General features: G+C 73.7%; 10 protein-coding genes. 7 read left to right on the top strand and 3 right to left on the bottom strand.

Annotated features, from left to right (window positions below; all coding sequences use genetic code 11):
• Positions 1 to 375 precede the first annotated feature (375 nt).
• The 3 genes from EIZ62_RS24790 to EIZ62_RS24780 form a co-directional block, all read right to left on the bottom strand.
• Complete coding sequence (locus EIZ62_RS24790; RefSeq protein ID WP_156694894.1) at positions 376 to 1,836, bottom strand: glutamate synthase subunit beta; 1,461 nt, start codon at positions 1,834 to 1,836, stop codon at positions 376 to 378.
• The gene (gene gltB / locus EIZ62_RS24785) at positions 1,829 to 6,388 is read right to left on the bottom strand and encodes a glutamate synthase large subunit (RefSeq protein ID WP_156694893.1); all 4,560 of its coding nucleotides are present in this window, start codon (positions 6,386 to 6,388) and stop codon (positions 1,829 to 1,831) included. Before gltB ends, EIZ62_RS24790 begins: the two co-directional genes overlap by 8 nt.
• Positions 6,389 to 6,875: 487 nt before the next feature.
• Positions 6,876 to 7,604, bottom strand: a complete 729-nt coding sequence (locus tag EIZ62_RS24780; protein WP_156694892.1) for a VIT1/CCC1 transporter family protein — start codon at positions 7,602 to 7,604, stop codon at positions 6,876 to 6,878.
• Positions 7,605 to 7,857: 253 nt separating this feature from the next.
• Here EIZ62_RS24780 and EIZ62_RS24775 point away from each other — a divergent pair, with 253 nt between their 5' ends.
• The 7 genes from EIZ62_RS24775 to EIZ62_RS24745 are packed head-to-tail and all read left to right on the top strand — an operon-like array spanning position 7,858 to position 15,842.
• Positions 7,858 to 8,970 (top strand): ADP-ribosylglycohydrolase family protein, encoded by a 1,113-nt coding sequence (locus EIZ62_RS24775; RefSeq protein ID WP_244375953.1) that lies wholly within the window; start codon positions 7,858 to 7,860, stop codon positions 8,968 to 8,970.
• A complete protein-coding gene (locus EIZ62_RS24770; protein ID WP_156694891.1) occupies positions 8,970 to 10,406 on the top strand; it encodes an ADP-ribosylglycohydrolase family protein in 1,437 nt (478 codons plus the stop codon). The genes EIZ62_RS24775 and EIZ62_RS24770 overlap by 1 nt, the downstream gene beginning before the upstream one ends.
• Complete coding sequence (locus EIZ62_RS24765; protein ID WP_156694890.1) at positions 10,342 to 11,508, top strand: ADP-ribosylglycohydrolase family protein; 1,167 nt, start codon at positions 10,342 to 10,344, stop codon at positions 11,506 to 11,508. The genes EIZ62_RS24770 and EIZ62_RS24765 overlap by 65 nt, the downstream gene beginning before the upstream one ends.
• Positions 11,505 to 12,923, top strand: coding sequence for an ADP-ribosylglycohydrolase family protein (locus EIZ62_RS24760; protein WP_156694889.1), 1,419 nt, complete (start codon positions 11,505 to 11,507; stop codon positions 12,921 to 12,923). The genes EIZ62_RS24765 and EIZ62_RS24760 overlap by 4 nt, the downstream gene beginning before the upstream one ends.
• Positions 12,920 to 13,804: a ribokinase gene (rbsK, locus tag EIZ62_RS24755; RefSeq protein ID WP_156694888.1), complete on the top strand. Its 885-nt coding sequence runs from the start codon at positions 12,920 to 12,922 to the stop codon at positions 13,802 to 13,804. The genes EIZ62_RS24760 and rbsK overlap by 4 nt, the downstream gene beginning before the upstream one ends.
• Positions 13,801 to 14,997 (top strand): CaiB/BaiF CoA transferase family protein, encoded by a 1,197-nt coding sequence (locus EIZ62_RS24750; protein WP_156694887.1) that lies wholly within the window; start codon positions 13,801 to 13,803, stop codon positions 14,995 to 14,997. Before rbsK ends, EIZ62_RS24750 begins: the two co-directional genes overlap by 4 nt.
• Positions 14,994 to 15,842, top strand: a complete 849-nt coding sequence (locus EIZ62_RS24745; RefSeq protein ID WP_156694886.1) for an HpcH/HpaI aldolase/citrate lyase family protein — start codon at positions 14,994 to 14,996, stop codon at positions 15,840 to 15,842. The genes EIZ62_RS24750 and EIZ62_RS24745 overlap by 4 nt, the downstream gene beginning before the upstream one ends.
• Positions 15,843 to 15,892: the final 50 nt, after the last annotated feature.

Genomic DNA, 15,892 nt, shown 5'->3' with positions numbered 1-15,892 from the left:
GTTCCCTCCGGTTCGTCCGTGCCGTCGGCATGGCCGGCCCCCTCCCCCGTGCGAGCAACCGGTCGGGCGGCCGACCGGGCAGTCCGATCGTAGGAGGAACGGGGTGCCGGCCGACAGGGCGCACTCGGCGCGCACACCGGCGCCGCACGCGCCGCACGCGGAAAGGGCGCAGCGCCTGCCAAGGTCCGGTCGGGGACACGGCAGACGCTGCTGTGTTCCGCACGCCGTTGTACGGGACGTATGAGGGGTGCCCTGGCACGCCGGGCCGGCTCGTGACGCGGTGGCCGTCTCCGGCCGGGGCGGTCCGCACGCCGCGGGGCGCTGCGGCCGGGGGCGTCCCGCACGGCGTTGTGCGGGGCGCCCGGCTCCATGATGTCAGACCGTGAGTGCGCGGTCCGTCGGGCGGATGGGGGCCGGCAGCTCGCTGGCGCCCGTGAGGTAGCGGTCCACGCCGCGCGCGGCGGAGCGGCCCTCGGCGATGGCCCAGACGATGAGCGACTGGCCGCGGCCCGCGTCACCGGCGACGAAGACGCCGTCGACGTTGGTCGCGTAGTCGGCGTCACGGGCGACGTTGCCGCGCTCGTCGAGCTCCAGGCCGAACTGCTGCACCAGGCCGTTGGACTGGTCGGTGCCGGTGAAGCCCATGGCGAGGGTGACCAGCTGTGCGGGGATCTTCCGCTCGGTGCCGGGCTTCTGCTCGAGCTTGCCGTCCTTGAACTCGACCTCGACGAGGTGGAGGTACTGGACGTTGCCGTCCTCGTCGCCCTCGAAGTGGGTGGTGGAGACGGAGTAGACCCGCTCGCCGCCCTCCTCGTGGGCCGAGGTGACCTTGTAGAGCATGGGGAAGGTCGGCCAGGGCTGGCCGGGGTTCCGCTCCTCGCCCGGGCGCGGCATGATCTCCAGCTGGGTGACGGAGGCCGCGCCCTGGCGGTGGGCGGTGCCCACGCAGTCCGCGCCGGTGTCGCCGCCGCCGATGACCACGACGTGCTTGCCCTCGGCGGTGATGGGGGGCGCCACGAAGTCGCCCTCCTGCACCTTGTTGGCGAGCGGCAGGTACTCCATCGCGAAGTGGATGCCCTTGAGGTCGCGGCCCGGGACGGGCAGGTCGCGCGAGACGGTGGCACCGGCCGCGATGACGACCGCGTCGTAGCGCCGGCGCAGCTTCGCCGCGTCGATGTCGACGCCGATCTCGACCTCGGTGCGGAACTTGGTGCCTTCCGCGCGCATCTGCTCGATGCGGCGGTTGATGTGCACCTTCTCCATCTTGAACTCGGGGATGCCGTACCGCAGCAGGCCGCCGATGCGGTCGGCCCGCTCGTACACGGCGACCGTGTGGCCGGCGCGGGTCAGCTGCTGGGCCGCGGCGAGGCCCGCCGGGCCGGAGCCGATGACGGCGACGGTCTTGCCGGACAGCCGCTCCGGGGGCTGCGGCGTGACGTCACCGGAGTCCCACGCCTTGTCGATGATCGAGACCTCGACGTTCTTGATGGTGACGGCGGGCTGGTTGATGCCCAGCACGCACGCCGACTCGCAGGGAGCGGGGCACAGCCGCCCGGTGAACTCCGGGAAGTTGTTGGTGGCGTGCAGCCGCTCGGAGGCGGCCTGCCAGTCCTCGCGGTAGGCGTAGTCGTTCCACTCGGGGATGAGGTTCCCGAGCGGGCAGCCGTTGTGGCAGAACGGGATGCCGCAGTCCATGCACCGGCCGGCCTGCTTGCTGATGATCGGCAGCAGGGAGCCGGGGACGTAGACCTCGTTCCAGTCCTTGACGCGCTCGTCGACGGGGCGGGTCTTGGCGACCTCGCGCCCGGTGGTCAGGAAGCCCTTGGGGTCAGCCATGGGTCGCCGCCTCCATCATCTTCTCGGTGGTCTCCTGCTCGGAGAGACCGGCGAGCTCAGCGGCGTCCTTGGCGGCGAGCACGGCCTTGTACGTGGTCGGGATGATCTTGCTGAATCGGTCCGCGGCGGTGGACCAGTCGGCAAGGAGCTTCTCGGCTACGGTCGAGCCCGTCTCCTCGTGGTGGCGGCGCACGACGTCGTGCAGCCACGCCTTGTCCGTCTCGTCCAGTGCCTCGACCGCGCCGAGGTTGCCGGAGTTGACGTTCTCCCGGTCGAGGTCGATGACGTACGCGACACCGCCCGACATGCCGGCCGCGAAGTTGCGGCCCGTCTCGCCGAGCACCACCGCGTGACCGCCGGTCATGTACTCGCAGCCGTGGTCGCCCACGCCTTCGGAGACCACCAGCGCGCCGGAGTTGCGGACGCAGAACCGCTCGCCGGTGCGGCCGCGGAGGAAGACCTCGCCGCCGGTGGCGCCGTACGCGATGGTGTTGCCGGCGATGGTCGAGTACTCGGCCAGGTGGTCGGCGCCCCGGTCGGGGCGGACGATCACACGGCCGCCGGACAGGCCCTTGCCGACGTAGTCGTTGGCGTCGCCCTCCAGGCGCAGCGTGACGCCGCGCGGCACGAACGCGCCGAAGGACTGGCCGGCCGAGCCGGTGAAGGTGATGTCGATGGTGTCGTCGGGGAGCCCCGCTCCACCGAACTTCTTCGTCACCTCGTGGCCGAGCATGGTGCCGACCGTCCGGTTGATGTTGCGGATCGCGACCTGGGCGCGGACCGGCCGGGCCTCCTCCGCACAGGACGCGCCGAGTGCCTCGGCGGCCAGCTCGATGAGCTGGTTGTCCAGCGCCTTCTCCAGGCCGTGGTCCTGCTGGTGCTGCTGGTGGCGCACCGCGCCCTCCGGCAGCTCCGGCACGTAGAACAGCGGCTCCAGGTCCAGGCCCTGCGCCTTCCAGTGCGTGACCGCGCGGGTGGTGTCGAGCATCTCGGCGTGGCCGACGGCCTCCTGGAGCGTACGGAAGCCCAGCTCGGCGAGGAGCTCGCGCACCTCCTCCGCGATGAAGCGGAAGTAGTTGACGACGTACTCGGCCTTGCCGGTGAAGCGGTCGCGCAGCACCGGGTTCTGGGTGGCGATGCCGACCGGGCAGGTGTCCAGGTGGCAGACGCGCATCATGACGCAGCCGGAGACGACGAGCGGCGCGGTCGCGAAACCGAACTCCTCGGCGCCGAGCAGCGCGGCGATGACGACGTCGCGGCCGGTCTTGAGCTGGCCGTCGGTCTGGACGACGATCCGGTCGCGCAGGCCGTTGAGCAGCAGGGTCTGCTGGGTCTCGGCGAGGCCGAGCTCCCAGGGGCCGCCCGCGTGCTTCAGCGAGGTGAGCGGGGAGGCGCCCGTACCGCCGTCGTGGCCGGAGATGAGGACGACGTCCGCGTGGGCCTTGGACACACCGGCGGCCACGGTCCCGACGCCGACCTCGGACACCAGCTTCACGTGGATGCGGGCGGCCGGGTTGGCGTTCTTGAGGTCGTGGATCAGCTGCGCCAGGTCCTCGATGGAGTAGATGTCGTGGTGCGGCGGCGGGGAGATCAGGCCGACGCCCGGCGTCGAGTGCCGGGTCTTGGCGACCCACGGGTAGACCTTGTGGCCGGGCAGCTGGCCGCCCTCGCCGGGCTTGGCGCCCTGGGCCATCTTGATCTGGATGTCGTCCGCGTTGACCAGGTACTCGCTGGTGACGCCGAAGCGGCCGGAGGCGACCTGCTTGATGGAGGAACGCCGCGCCGGGTCGTACAGGCGCTCGGGGTCCTCGCCGCCCTCACCGGTGTTGGACTTGCCGCCCAGCTGGTTCATGGCGATGGCGAGGGTCTCGTGCGCCTCCTGGGAGATGGAGCCGTACGACATGGCGCCGGTGGAGAACCGCTTGACGATCTCGGAGACCGGCTCGACCTCCTCGACCGGGATCGAGGGGCGGTCGGAGCTGAAGCCGAACAGGCCGCGCAGCGTCATCAGCCGCTCGGACTGCTCGTTCACCCGGTCCGTGTACTTCTTGAAGATGTCGTAGCGGCCGGAGCGGGTGGCGTGCTGGAGGCGGAAGACCGTCTCGGGGTCGAACAGGTGCGGCTCGCCCTCGCGGCGCCACTGGTACTCGCCGCCGATCTCGAGCGCGCGGTGCGCGGAGGGGACGCCGGAGGCGGGGTACGCCTTGGCGTGACGGGCGGCGACCTCCTTGGCGACGACGTCCAGGCCGGCGCCGCCGATCTTGGTGGCGGTGCCGTTGAAGTACTTCTCGACGAAGGTCTCGTCCAGACCGACGGCCTCGAAGACCTGCGCGCCGCGGTAGGAGGCGACGGTCGAGATGCCCATCTTGGACATGACCTTCAGGACGCCCTTGCCGAGGGCGTATATGAGGTTGCGGATGGCCTTCTCGGCCTCCAGGCCCTCGACGAAGGTGCCGGCGCGGACCAGGTCCTCGACCGACTCCATGGCGAGGTACGGGTTGACGGCGGCGGCGCCGTAACCGATGAGCAGCGCGACGTGGTGCACCTCGCGGACGTCACCGGCCTCGACCAGCAGGCCCACCTGGGTGCGCTGCTTGGTGCGGATGAGGTGGTGGTGGACGGCCGAGGTGAGCAGCAGCGACGGGATCGGCGCGTGCTCGGCGTCGGAGTGCCGGTCGGAGAGCACGATCAGGCGGGCGCCGCCCTCGATGGCGGCGTCGGCCTCGGCGCAGATCTCCTCGATCCGGGCGGCGAGGGCCTCACCGCCGCCGGAGACCCGGTAGAGGCCGGAGAGCGTGGCGGCCGTCATGCCGGGCATGTCGCCGTCGGCGTTGATGTGGATGAGCTTGGCCAGCTCGTCGTTGTCGATCACCGGGAACGGCAGGGTGACGCTGCGGCAGGACGCGGCGGTCGGCTCCAGCAGGTTGCCCTGGGGGCCGAGCGAGGAGTGCAGCGAGGTGACGAGCTCCTCGCGGATGGCGTCCAGCGGCGGGTTGGTGACCTGCGCGAACAGCTGGGTGAAGTAGTCGAACAGCAGACGCGGGCGCTCGGAGAGCGCGGCGATCGGCGAGTCCGTGCCCATGGAGCCGATCGGCTCGGCGCCCGTGCGGGCCATCGGCGCGAGGAGGACGCGCAGCTCCTCCTCGGTGTAGCCGAAGGTCTGCTGGCGGCGGGTGACCGAGGCGTGGGTGTGGACGATGTGCTCGCGCTCGGGGAGGTCCTCGAGCTCGATGATCCCGGTCTCCAGCCACTCCTGGTACGGGTGCTCGGCGGCCAGGGCGGCCTTGATCTCGTCGTCCTCGATGATGCGGTGCTCGGCGGTGTCGACCAGGAACATCTTGCCGGGCTGGAGGCGGCCCTTGCGGACCACCTTGGCCGGGTCGATGTCGAGGACGCCGACCTCGGAGGACAGCACGACGAGGCCCTCGTCGGTGACCCAGTAGCGGCCGGGGCGCAGACCGTTGCGGTCGAGAACGGCACCGACCTGGACGCCGTCGGTGAAGGTGACGCAGGCCGGGCCGTCCCAGGGCTCCATCATCGTGGAGTGGTACTGGTAGAAGGCGCGCCGGGCCGGGTCCATGGAGTCGTGGTTCTCCCACGCCTCGGGGACCATCATCAGGACGCTGTGCGGCAGCGAACGGCCACCGAGGTGGAGCAGCTCCAGGACCTCGTCGAAGGAGGCGGAGTCGGAGGCGTCCGGGGTGCAGACCGGGAAGATCCGGTCCAGCTTCTCGGCACCGAAGGCGTCCGAGACGAGCTGCGACTCGCGAGCCCGCATCCAGTTGCGGTTGCCCTTGACCGTGTTGATCTCGCCGTTGTGCGCGACGAAACGGTACGGGTGGGCGAGCGGCCAGCTCGGGAAGGTGTTGGTCGAGAACCGGGAGTGCACGAGCGCGACGGCGGTGGCGCAGCGGCGGTCCGACAGGTCCGGGAAGAAGGGCTCCAGCTGCCCGGTGGTGAGCATGCCCTTGTAGACGATGGTGCGGGCGGAGAGCGAGGGGAAGTAGACCCCGGCCTCGCGCTCGGCGCGCTTGCGCAGCACGAACGCCTTGCGGTCCAGGTCGATGCCCGTGCTCGTGCCGTCGCCGACGAACAGCTGACGGAAGACCGGCATGGTCGAGCGGGCGCTGGCGCCGAGCAGCTCGGGGGCGACGGGGACCTCGCGCCAGCCGAGGACGGTGAGGTTCTCCTCGGCGGCGATCGTCTCGATCCGCGAGACGGCCTGTGCGGAGCCGTCGGCGGGGAGGAAGGCGATGCCGACGGCGTACTCGCCGGCCGCGGGGAGGGCGAAGTCGGTGACCTCGCGGAGGAAGGCGTCCGGGACCTGGAGCAGGATGCCCGCGCCGTCGCCGGAGTCGGGCTCGGAGCCGGTGGCGCCCCGGTGCTCCAGGTTGCGCAGAACGGTCAGCGCCTGCTCCACCAGTGCGTGGCTGGCTACACCGGTGAGGGTGGCAACGAAGCCGACACCGCAGGCGTCGTGCTCGTTGCGGGGGTCGTACATACCCTGCGGGGCGGGGCGACCGTCCATGGGCGACCAGGCGTCGGAACGCATCGGCTCTCCCGTCGTCGTCGTGGCATAAGCAAGTGCCAGAGGGACGACGTTGGCCCTCCGCGAAATTTCGTGCAGGTTACATGATGGAGTGAATCCCGAAAAGCGGATAGAACATTCCACCATGCGGACACCGCGCGTAGCGGTGGAGGTTGAAGACGAGCCACGGGCGGACGGAGCGACATCCGACGGCCAGTGAAGAGGCGCGGGCCTCGTTGCCCGCAGCGCTAACGGCTCATGCCCTGTGATGGAGGATTCGAAACCGCCGTATTGCGACTAGGTATGTGCCGCGTTGCATAGTGTCGCACCGGCGGGGCGGATAGGGCTATTGGATGTTCGTCACAACGGTGGGCCGACGGTAGGCCAACCATACGGGCGAACCCCCTCGCACGCCTGTCGAGGGGGCTGACCAGCGACGACACCGGTCCGGGCGGACGCGCGGACCGGGCCGGCGGAAGACCGGCCCGTGGACCGTCGATGACCGGACGGGTCAGAGCGCCGCGCCGAACAAGGCGCCGAGGGCGTACGTGACGGCCGCCGCCGCGCCACCCAGGGCGAGCTGGCGCAGGCCGCTGTACCACCAGCTGCGCGCGGTCACCCGGGCCACCAGGGCGCCGCACGCGAACAGCCCCAGCAGCGCCAGCAGCACCGCGGGCCACAACACGGTGGCACCCAGCAGGTACGGCAGGACGGGCAGCAGCGCGCCCAGCGCGAACGACCCGAAGGACGACACGGCGGCGACGGCGGGCGACGGCAGATCGTCCGGGTCGATGCCCAGCTCCTCGCGGGCGTGGATCTCCAGCGCCTGCTCCGGGTCCTTCGACAGCTGCATGGCGACCTCGCGGGCCAGCGGCGGCTCAACGCCACGCGCCACGTACAGCGCGGCGAGCTCCTCCATCTCGTCGACCGGGTGCTTGCGCAACTGCTGGCGCTCGACGTCCAGTTCCGCCTGGACCAGTTCGCGCTGCGACGCCACGGAGGTGTACTCGCCGGCGGCCATGGAGAAGGCACCGGCCGCGAGCCCGGCGAGGCCCGTGATGACGATGGTCTGCTGCGACACCGCGCCGCCCGCGACACCGGTCATGAGGGCCAGGTTGGACACGAGACCGTCCATCGCGCCGAACACGGCGGGGCGCAGCCAGCCGCCGTTCACGTCGCGGTGGGTGTGGTTGTCGCGGTGCGCCTCGTGCAGCGTCGCCTCGGTCTCGATGATGGACACAGCTATCCCCTTACACCTTGCGTACAGCAGCGGGTCCGGGTGACCCCGCTCCCCCAACACCCTCGAAAATACGCGCGATGTAAGGGGCGCGCCAGCAAGGCAGGCTTTACTTACTGAGCCTTGCCTGAGTGCCGGAACGGCGTGGTGGAGCGGCGCTGGGGCAGGTGGGTGAAGGTCTCCTCGCGCCGACAGCGCCGGACCTCCGCGTGGCACAGATGCAGGAATGGGTCGGTGCGCACGGAAGGGCCACGCGATGGAGTCGACTGCCTACGATCCCGCCCGCCCCGCGCCCGGATTCCCGCCCGGCGTCACGTCCGGCGTCGCGCCAGGCGTCACGTCCGGCGTCACGGGCGGTCCGGCCCGGGCGGGGGCCGGCGGCGCGGTGCTGCTGGACCGTGCGCGGGGCGCCCTGCTGGGGCTGGCGGTGGGGGACGCGCTGGGGGCCCCGGCCGAGAACATGCGGCCCTCCGAGATCCGCCGCCGCTGGGGCCGTATCGAGGGGTTCGTCAGCGACGACCCCGTCGGCACGGACGACACGGAGTACGCGATCTTCTCCGGGCTCCTGCTGGCCCGGCACGGATCGGCGCTGACCGTCCCGCACGTCGAGCAGGCGTGGCACCGCTGGATCGCCGACCTCGACGAGGGCCCGTTCCGCGGTGCGGGATTCAGTGAGCGCGGCACGCTGGAGAACCTCCGGCGCGGCCTGGCCGCCCCGATCTCGGCCCAGCACCGGCACGCGTGGAGCGACGGGCTCGCCATGCGGGCGGCCCCGTTCGGGGTGTTCGCGGCGGGGCGGCCGGCGGAGGCGGCGCGGCTGGTGGCGATCGACGGCACGGTGAGCCACGACGGCGAGGGCATCTACGGGGGCCAGGCGGTCGCGGCGGGCGTCGCGGCGGCGATGTCGGGCGCGGGGCCCGCCTCGGTCATCGCGGCGGCCCTGTCCGTCGTGCCGATGGACTCGTGGACGGCCCGCTCGATGCGCCGCGCGGTCGTCGCCGCCCAGCGCGTCCAGCCCGACGCGCTCGTACGGGAACGGACCGTCCGCTCGGCGGTGGTCATCGGCGGCTACCCGTGGACGGACCTGGCCCCGGAGGCGGTCGGCCTCGCCTTCGGCGCGTTCGCCGCCGCCCGAGGCGACTTCCGTACGTCGGTCCTGACGGCCGTCAACATGGGCCGGGACGCCGACACGACCGCCGCGGTGGCGGGCGCGCTGGCCGGCGCGATGTCCGGCGCGACGGCGATCCCCCCGGACTGGGCGGCCGCCATCGGTCCGGTACGCGGCAGCTGCCTGCCCTCGATGCGCGGCTACCACGTGCTGGACATCGCGGAGTTGCTCACCCCGTACGACGAGGCGGAGGCCCCCTGATGCAGCCCACGTCCCCCTCCGCCCCCGGTGCCGCCCCGGCCGAACCAGCCCCGAAGCGGCGCCCCGCAACGCCCCGGACCACCGGCCGCACCGCCGACGGGCAGCCTCGCAGCCCCGCGGACACGCGCGAGCCCGGGCAGCGGCCACCGGGGCGGGGGCCACGGGAACAGGCGCCCGAGCCCGTGCCCGCCGGACCGGCGCCCGCGCGGGGGGCCGGTGCCGCAACCGGTGTGTCCGGGACCCGACGGCGGGGGGCGCGGCGGGTCGAGGGGCTGCTGCTGGGGATGGCCGCGGGGGACGCCGCGGGCTGGCCGGCGGCCCGGCACCGCGCCGCCCGCATGCCGGAGTGGACCCGCCGCCTCACCCGCGAGCTCGACACGTTCGCCGAGCAGAACGCCACCACCACCCTCCCCGTCCCCATCGCGCTCAACCAGCCGCCCGAGCCGCTGCGCCTCGGGCCGTCCGACGACGCCGAGTGGGCGGCGTTCACCGCCGAGACGCTGCTGACCGCCGCCGGCCCGCTCTTCAGCGCCCTTCCCCCGGCCCGCCGCACGTGTGCCGCCGTCGACCTCGCCTGGAACTCCCTCGCCGCCGAGATCGCCGCGGCCGCCGACCGCGCGCCCGAGGTCGAGTCCGCCGTGCTCCCCCTGCGCGCCCGCATCTCCGTACGCGCCGGTCTCGGCAACCTCGCCACCGGGCTGCGCCCGCCCGCGACGGGCCACGACAACCCGCACTTCTTCGACGACGCCGCCTGCGTACGCGCCGCCGTCCTCGCGGCCGCCCACCCGGGCGACCCGCGCGCCGCCGCCGAGCTCGCCGAGTTCGACGCCCGCTACACCCAGGACGGCGACGGCGTCCACGGGGCCCGCGCCATGGCCGCCGCCGTCGCCGCCGCGCTCGGCGGGGCGCCCGTCGACGACGCCGTGGAGGCCGCGCTCGACCAGCTCCCGGCCGCCACCGAGATCGGCCGCAACGCCCGGCACGCGACCAGACTCGCCCGCGCCGCCGACAGCGCGTTCGCACTCGTCCCACTGCTGGAGCACCAGATCGTCGACCACGTCTACAGCTACGGCATCGCTGCCGCCGAGACCGTCCCGGTCGCCCTCGCGCTCGCCACGGCCGCCCGCGGCCGGGTCACCGAGGCCGTACCGGCCGCCGCCTGCCTGTCGCGGGTCGCCGACTCCGCACCCGCCCTGGCGGGCGCGCTGACCGGCGCGCTCAGCGGCGGCACCGGTGTGCCCGGCACCTGGCGCGACGCCTGCCGCACCCTCGCGGGCTGCGCGCTGCCCCGTCTCCGGGGCACCGACCTCGTGGAACTCGCCGAACAGCTGGCAGACACGGAACTCGCCACCCCGGGTGGACAATTCCGACATGACGCCGAAACCCACACTCGAGGAACGGATCACCGGCAGCCTCGTCGGAGCAGCTGTCGGTGACGCGCTCGGCGGCGCGGTCGAGGGGTACGCCCCCGACCGGATCGCCGAACGCCACGGCGGCCGTGTCACCGGCATCGTCGGCCCCTGGAACGGCGACGAGTGGCGCACCGCCCGCCCCATCGCCCCGTACCACAAGGGCGACGGGCACGTCACCGACGACACCCTGATGACGCACGCGCTCGTCCGGGTGTACGACGCGGTCCGCGACCACCTCGACGCGTACGCCGTGGCCGACCACCTCGTACCCGACCTGCTCTCCACCCCCCGCTGGATCCCCGAACTCGAAGTCGAGGCACTGCCCCTCCAGCGGATCTTCCTCGCCGAGAAGTGGCTGGTGGCCCGGATCCACTACGGTCACGTCGACCCGCGCGAGGCCGGCACCGGCAACATCGTCAACTGCGGCGCCGCGATGTACATGGCGCCGGTCGGCCTGGTCAACGCGGCGAACCCGCCCGCCGCGTACGCCGAGGCCGTCGACGTCGCCGGCGCCCACCAGTCCTCGTACGGCCGCGAGGCCGCCGGAGTGTTCGCGGCGGCGGTCGCCGCGGCCTGCCTGCCCGGTGCGACACCGTCCTCCGTCGTCGAGGAGGCGATCCGGCTGGCGAAGGACGGCACCCGGTCCGCGATCGAGGCGGTGGCCGAAGTCGCCGTACGGCACACCGACTTCGAGTCCGCCCTGCGCCCCCTGCGGGAGGCCGTCGCCCCCTTCGACACGGTCGGCCCCGACTACCGCTCCCCCTCCCTGGGCGCGCGCCGCCCGTCCCGGCTGCACGCCATCGAGGAGCTCCCGATCGCTCTCGGCATGCTGCTGGTGGGCGAGGGCGACTACCGCCGTACGGTGCTGGGCGCCGTCAACTACGGCCGGGACTGTGACTCGACCGCCACCATGGCGGGGGCCCTCGCGGGCGCCCTGCACGGGGAGGCCGCGGTGCCCGCCGAGTGGGCGAAGCAGGTCGCCGAGGCGAGCCGCCTCGACCTGCACGCGCCGGCGGTGGTGCTGGCTGACGTCGCCCACGAGGTCTTCACCCTCGACACCGCCCGCCGCCGGGCCCACGAGCGGGCGTTCGTCGCCCTCTCCCCCGCCCCCGGGGTCCCCCGGTGAACGTGCGGCTCACCTGGGTGCAGCCCGAGGACCTGGTCGGCCACGAGCTGCGCCAGGCCACCGAGGACGGTCGTGACGTCTCCGCCGTCGCCGCCCGCTGGCGCGCCGCCGGAGGCACCCCCGCCCCGCCGTCGGCCGGCGCGTCCGCCACCCCCGCGCCCCCGCACCTGCGCGCCCTCGCGGAACACCTCCTGGACGAACTGGCCGCGCTCCCCTCCCCGTTGACCCCCGCCGAACCCACTCCCCTCGCCCACATCAAACGCCTCTGCCCAAACTGGCCCACACCGCCCGCCGTCCGGAGCACCGGGCCCGGTTCCGCACCCCGCGTCGCACCGGGGCTCGGGCAGCGGCTGCACGCCGCGTGGCTGGGGCGGGCCGCCGGGTGCCTGCTCGGCAAGCCGGTCGAGAAGCTGCCGCTGCCCGCCATCCGGGCCCTCGCCCGCGCCACCGGCAACTGGCCGCTCACCTCCTGGTTCACCGGCAGGGGCGTACCCCCCGCCCTCGCCGCCGCCCACCCGTGGAACCGCCGCTCCGCCGCCACCTCGCTCGCCGAGAACATCGACGGCATGCCCGAGGACGACGACCTCAACTACCCCCTCCTCAACCTCCTGCTCCTCCAGCGTCACGGCCCCGGCTTCCGCACCGCCGACGTCGCCCGTCTCTGGCTGGACCAGCTCCCGGCCGGCCGCACCTTCACCGCCGAACGCGTCGCCTACCGCAACCTCCTCTCCGGCCTCGAACCACCGCTCACCGCCTCCCACCGCAACCCGTTCCGCGAGTGGATCGGCGCGCAGATCCGCGCGGACGTCCACGGCTGGACGCACCCCGGCGACCCGGGCGCCGCCGCCGAGCAGGCCCACCGGGACGCGTCGCTCACCCACACCGCCAACGGCGTGTACGGGGCGATGTTCACCGCGGCCGTCATCGCCACCGCCGCCTCCGGCACGGCCGACGTCCACCACGCGCTCGCCACCGGGCTGACCGTGGTCCCGCCCGACTCACGCCTGGCCCGCGCGGTCCGCTTCGGTGTCGCGACGGCCCGCGCCCACAGCGACTTCGACACCGTCGCCGACCGGCTGCACGCCGCCTACGGCTCCTACCACTGGGTGCACGCCGTCCCCAACACCGCCCTCCTCGCCGCCGCGCTCACCCACGCCGACGGCGACTTCGGCCCCTCCATCTGCCGTACCGTTTCCGGCGGATGGGACACCGACTCCAACGGGGCCACCGCCGGATCCGTCGCCGGTCTGCTGGCCGGCCGGCCCGACCGGATCCCCGACCGCTGGACCACCCCGCTCAAGAACCGCCTCACCACCTCCGTCGCCGGCTTCGACGGCACCGGTTTCGACGCCCTCGCCGCGCTCACCCTCCGGCTCGCCCACCCGCTCACCGACCAGGAGGCACCCCACCCATGACCCATGTCGTGGTGCTCGGCAGCACCAACATGGACCTCGTCGCCTACGTGAGCCGCGCCCCCGGGCTCGGCGAGACCGTCACCGGGCGCGAGTTCCGCACGATCCCCGGCGGCAAGGGCGCCAACCAGGCCGTCGCCGCCGCCCGCGCCGGGGCCGAGGTGTCGATGATCGGCGCCGTCGGCTCCGACGAGTTCGGCACCCGCCTCCGGGCCGGCCTCACCAGCGCCGGCGTCGACACCGACCTCTTCCGCACCGTCGACGCCCCCTCCGGCACCGCCCACATCGTCGTCGACGACGAGGGCGCCAACGCGATCGTCGTCATCCCCGGCGCCAACGGCACCGTCACCTCCCTCTCCCCCGGCGACGAGAGGCTCATCGCCACCGCCCAGTCCCTGCTGCTCCAGCTGGAACTCCCCCTCTCCGCCGTCACCGCCGGCGCCGAAGCAGCCCGCCGCCACGGCGTCCGCACGATCCTCACCCCCGCGCCGGCCCAGCCCCTGCCGCCCGAACTCCTCGCCGCGACCGACCTCCTGGTGCCCAACGAGCACGAGGCGGCGACCCTCACCGGCCTCACCGATCCCCGCGCGGCGGCGGACGAGCTGCTCCGCCACGTCCCCGAGGTCGTCATCACCCTCGGAGCGGCCGGCAGCCTCCACGCGGCCCGCGGCACCGACCCGGTGACCGTCCCCGCCCCGCGGGTGCGGGCCGTCGACACCACCGCCGCGGGCGACACCTTCGTCGGCGCCCTGGCCGTCGCCCTCGGCGAGGGCAAGCCCGTACCGGACGCGCTCGCCTGGGCGTCGTCGGCCGCCGCCCTGTCCGTCCAGCGCCCCGGCGCCTCGTCCTCGATGCCGTACCGCACGGAGATCGACACCGCATGAGCACCCCCACTCCCCCACTGCGAGGACTGCGCGTCCTCGACCTCGCCACCCTCTTCGCCGGCCCGCTGGCGGCGACCCTGCTCGGCGACTTCGGCGCCGACGTCATCAAGATCGAGCACCCCCGCAAGCCCGATCCGTCCCGGGGCCACGGCCCCGCCAGGAACGGCGTCGGCCTCTGGTGGAAGGTGCTCGGCCGCAACAAGCGCGCCATCACCCTCGACCTGTCCACCCCCGGCGGCCGCGCCACCCTGCTGCGCCTGGCCGCCACCGCCGACGTGGTCGTGGAGAACTTCCGGCCCGGCACCCTGGAGAGATGGGGTCTCGGCTGGCCCGAGCTCTCCGCCGCCAACGAGCGGCTGGTCCTGGCCCGCGTCACCGGATTCGGCCAGTTCGGCCCCTACGCCCGGCGCCCCGGCTTCGGCACGCTCGCCGAGGCCATGAGCGGCTTCGCGGCCATCACCGGCGAACCCGACGGCCCGCCCACCCTCCCTCCCTTCGGTCTCGCCGACTCCATCGCGGCCATGGCCACCGCCTACGCCGTGATGACCGCCCTGCACGCCCGCGGCACCACCGGCCGCGGCCAGGTCGTCGACATGGCGATCATCGAACCGATGCTCGCCGTCCTCGGCCCGCACCCGCTCTGGTACGACCAGCTCGGCTACGTCCAGCCCCGCACCGGCAACCGCTCCCGCAACAACGCCCCCCGCAACACCTACCGCACCGCCGACGGCGCGTGGCTCGCCGTCTCCACCTCCGCCCAGTCCGTCGCGGAACGCGTGATGTGCCTGGTCGGCCGGCCCGAGCTGATCACCGAGCCCTGGTTCGCCGAGGGCACCACCCGCGCCCAGCACGCGGACGTCCTCGACGAGGCGGTCGGCGGCTGGATCGCCCGGCACACCCGCGACGAGGCCATGGCGGCCTTCGAGAAGGCGGAGGCGGCGATCGCCCCGGTCTACGACGTCCGCGACGTCATGACCGACCCCCAGTACCAGGCGCTCGACACGGTCACCGAGGTCCCCGACCCGGAACTCGGCCCCCTCCGTATGCAGAACGTCCTCTTCCGCCTCTCCGAGACACCCGGCTCCATCCGCTGGACCGGCCGCCCCCACGGCTCCGACACCGACGCGGTCCTCACCGAACTCGGCCTCGACCCCGCCGAGATCACCGCCCTGCGCGCCGAGGGGGCCCTGTGACCGCCCGCGCCCTCACGTCTCTCGCCTGGCCCCTGACCTGGCTCTACGCCCCCGGTGACCGGCCAGATGTCGTCGCCAAGGCCCTCACGTCCGGCGCCGACGTCGTGATCGTCGACCTGGAGGACGCGGTCGCCCCCGACCGCAAGGCCTACGCCCTCGCCGCCACGACCGAACTGCTCTCCTCGCCCCACCCCGTACCCGTCCACGTCCGCCTCCCCAGCGCGCACGACACCACGGCGATCGCGGCCCTGGCCCCTCTGCCCGGGCTCGCCGCCTTCCGTGTTCCCAAGGTGACAGACGGCACTGACATCGCCCGGATCGCCGGTCTCGCCCCGGGCGTCGCGCTGCACGCGCTGCTCGAATCCGCCCTGGCCGTGGAGCGCGCCCACGCCCTCGCCACCGCCCACCCGGCGGTCCGCGGCATCGCCCTCGGCGAGGCCGACCTCCGCGCCGACCTCGGCGTACGCGACGACCGCGGACTCGACTGGTCACGCAGCCGGGTCGTGGTGGCCGCCCGCGCCGCGCACCTGCCCCCGCCCCCGCAGTCCGTCCACCCCGACATCCGCGACCTCGAAGGACTGGCCGCGTCGTGCGCCCACGGCCGTGCGCTCGGCTTCCTGGGCCGGGCCGCGATCCACCCCCGCCAGCTGCCGGTGATCGAGCGGGCGTACCTCCCGGCGCCCGAGGAGGTCGAGGCGGCGGAGGAGGTGGTCGCGGCGGCGGCCACCGGCGCCGGGGCGCTGGCCCTCCCCGACGGCCGTTTCGTCGACGCGGCGATCGTGGCGGCCGCCCACCGCACGCTGGCCCTCGCCAGGGCGCACCGCTCCCGGGCCCACCGCACATGAGACGGGGCGGCCGCCGGAACCTTCCGGTCCCGGCGGCCGCCCCACGTCAC

Origin of the sequence: Streptomyces ficellus, from assembly GCF_009739905.1 — a bacterium.
Lineage (GTDB): Bacteria > Actinomycetota > Actinomycetes > Streptomycetales > Streptomycetaceae > Streptomyces > Streptomyces ficellus_A.
This window is presented reverse-complemented; position numbering and strand designations above follow the sequence as displayed.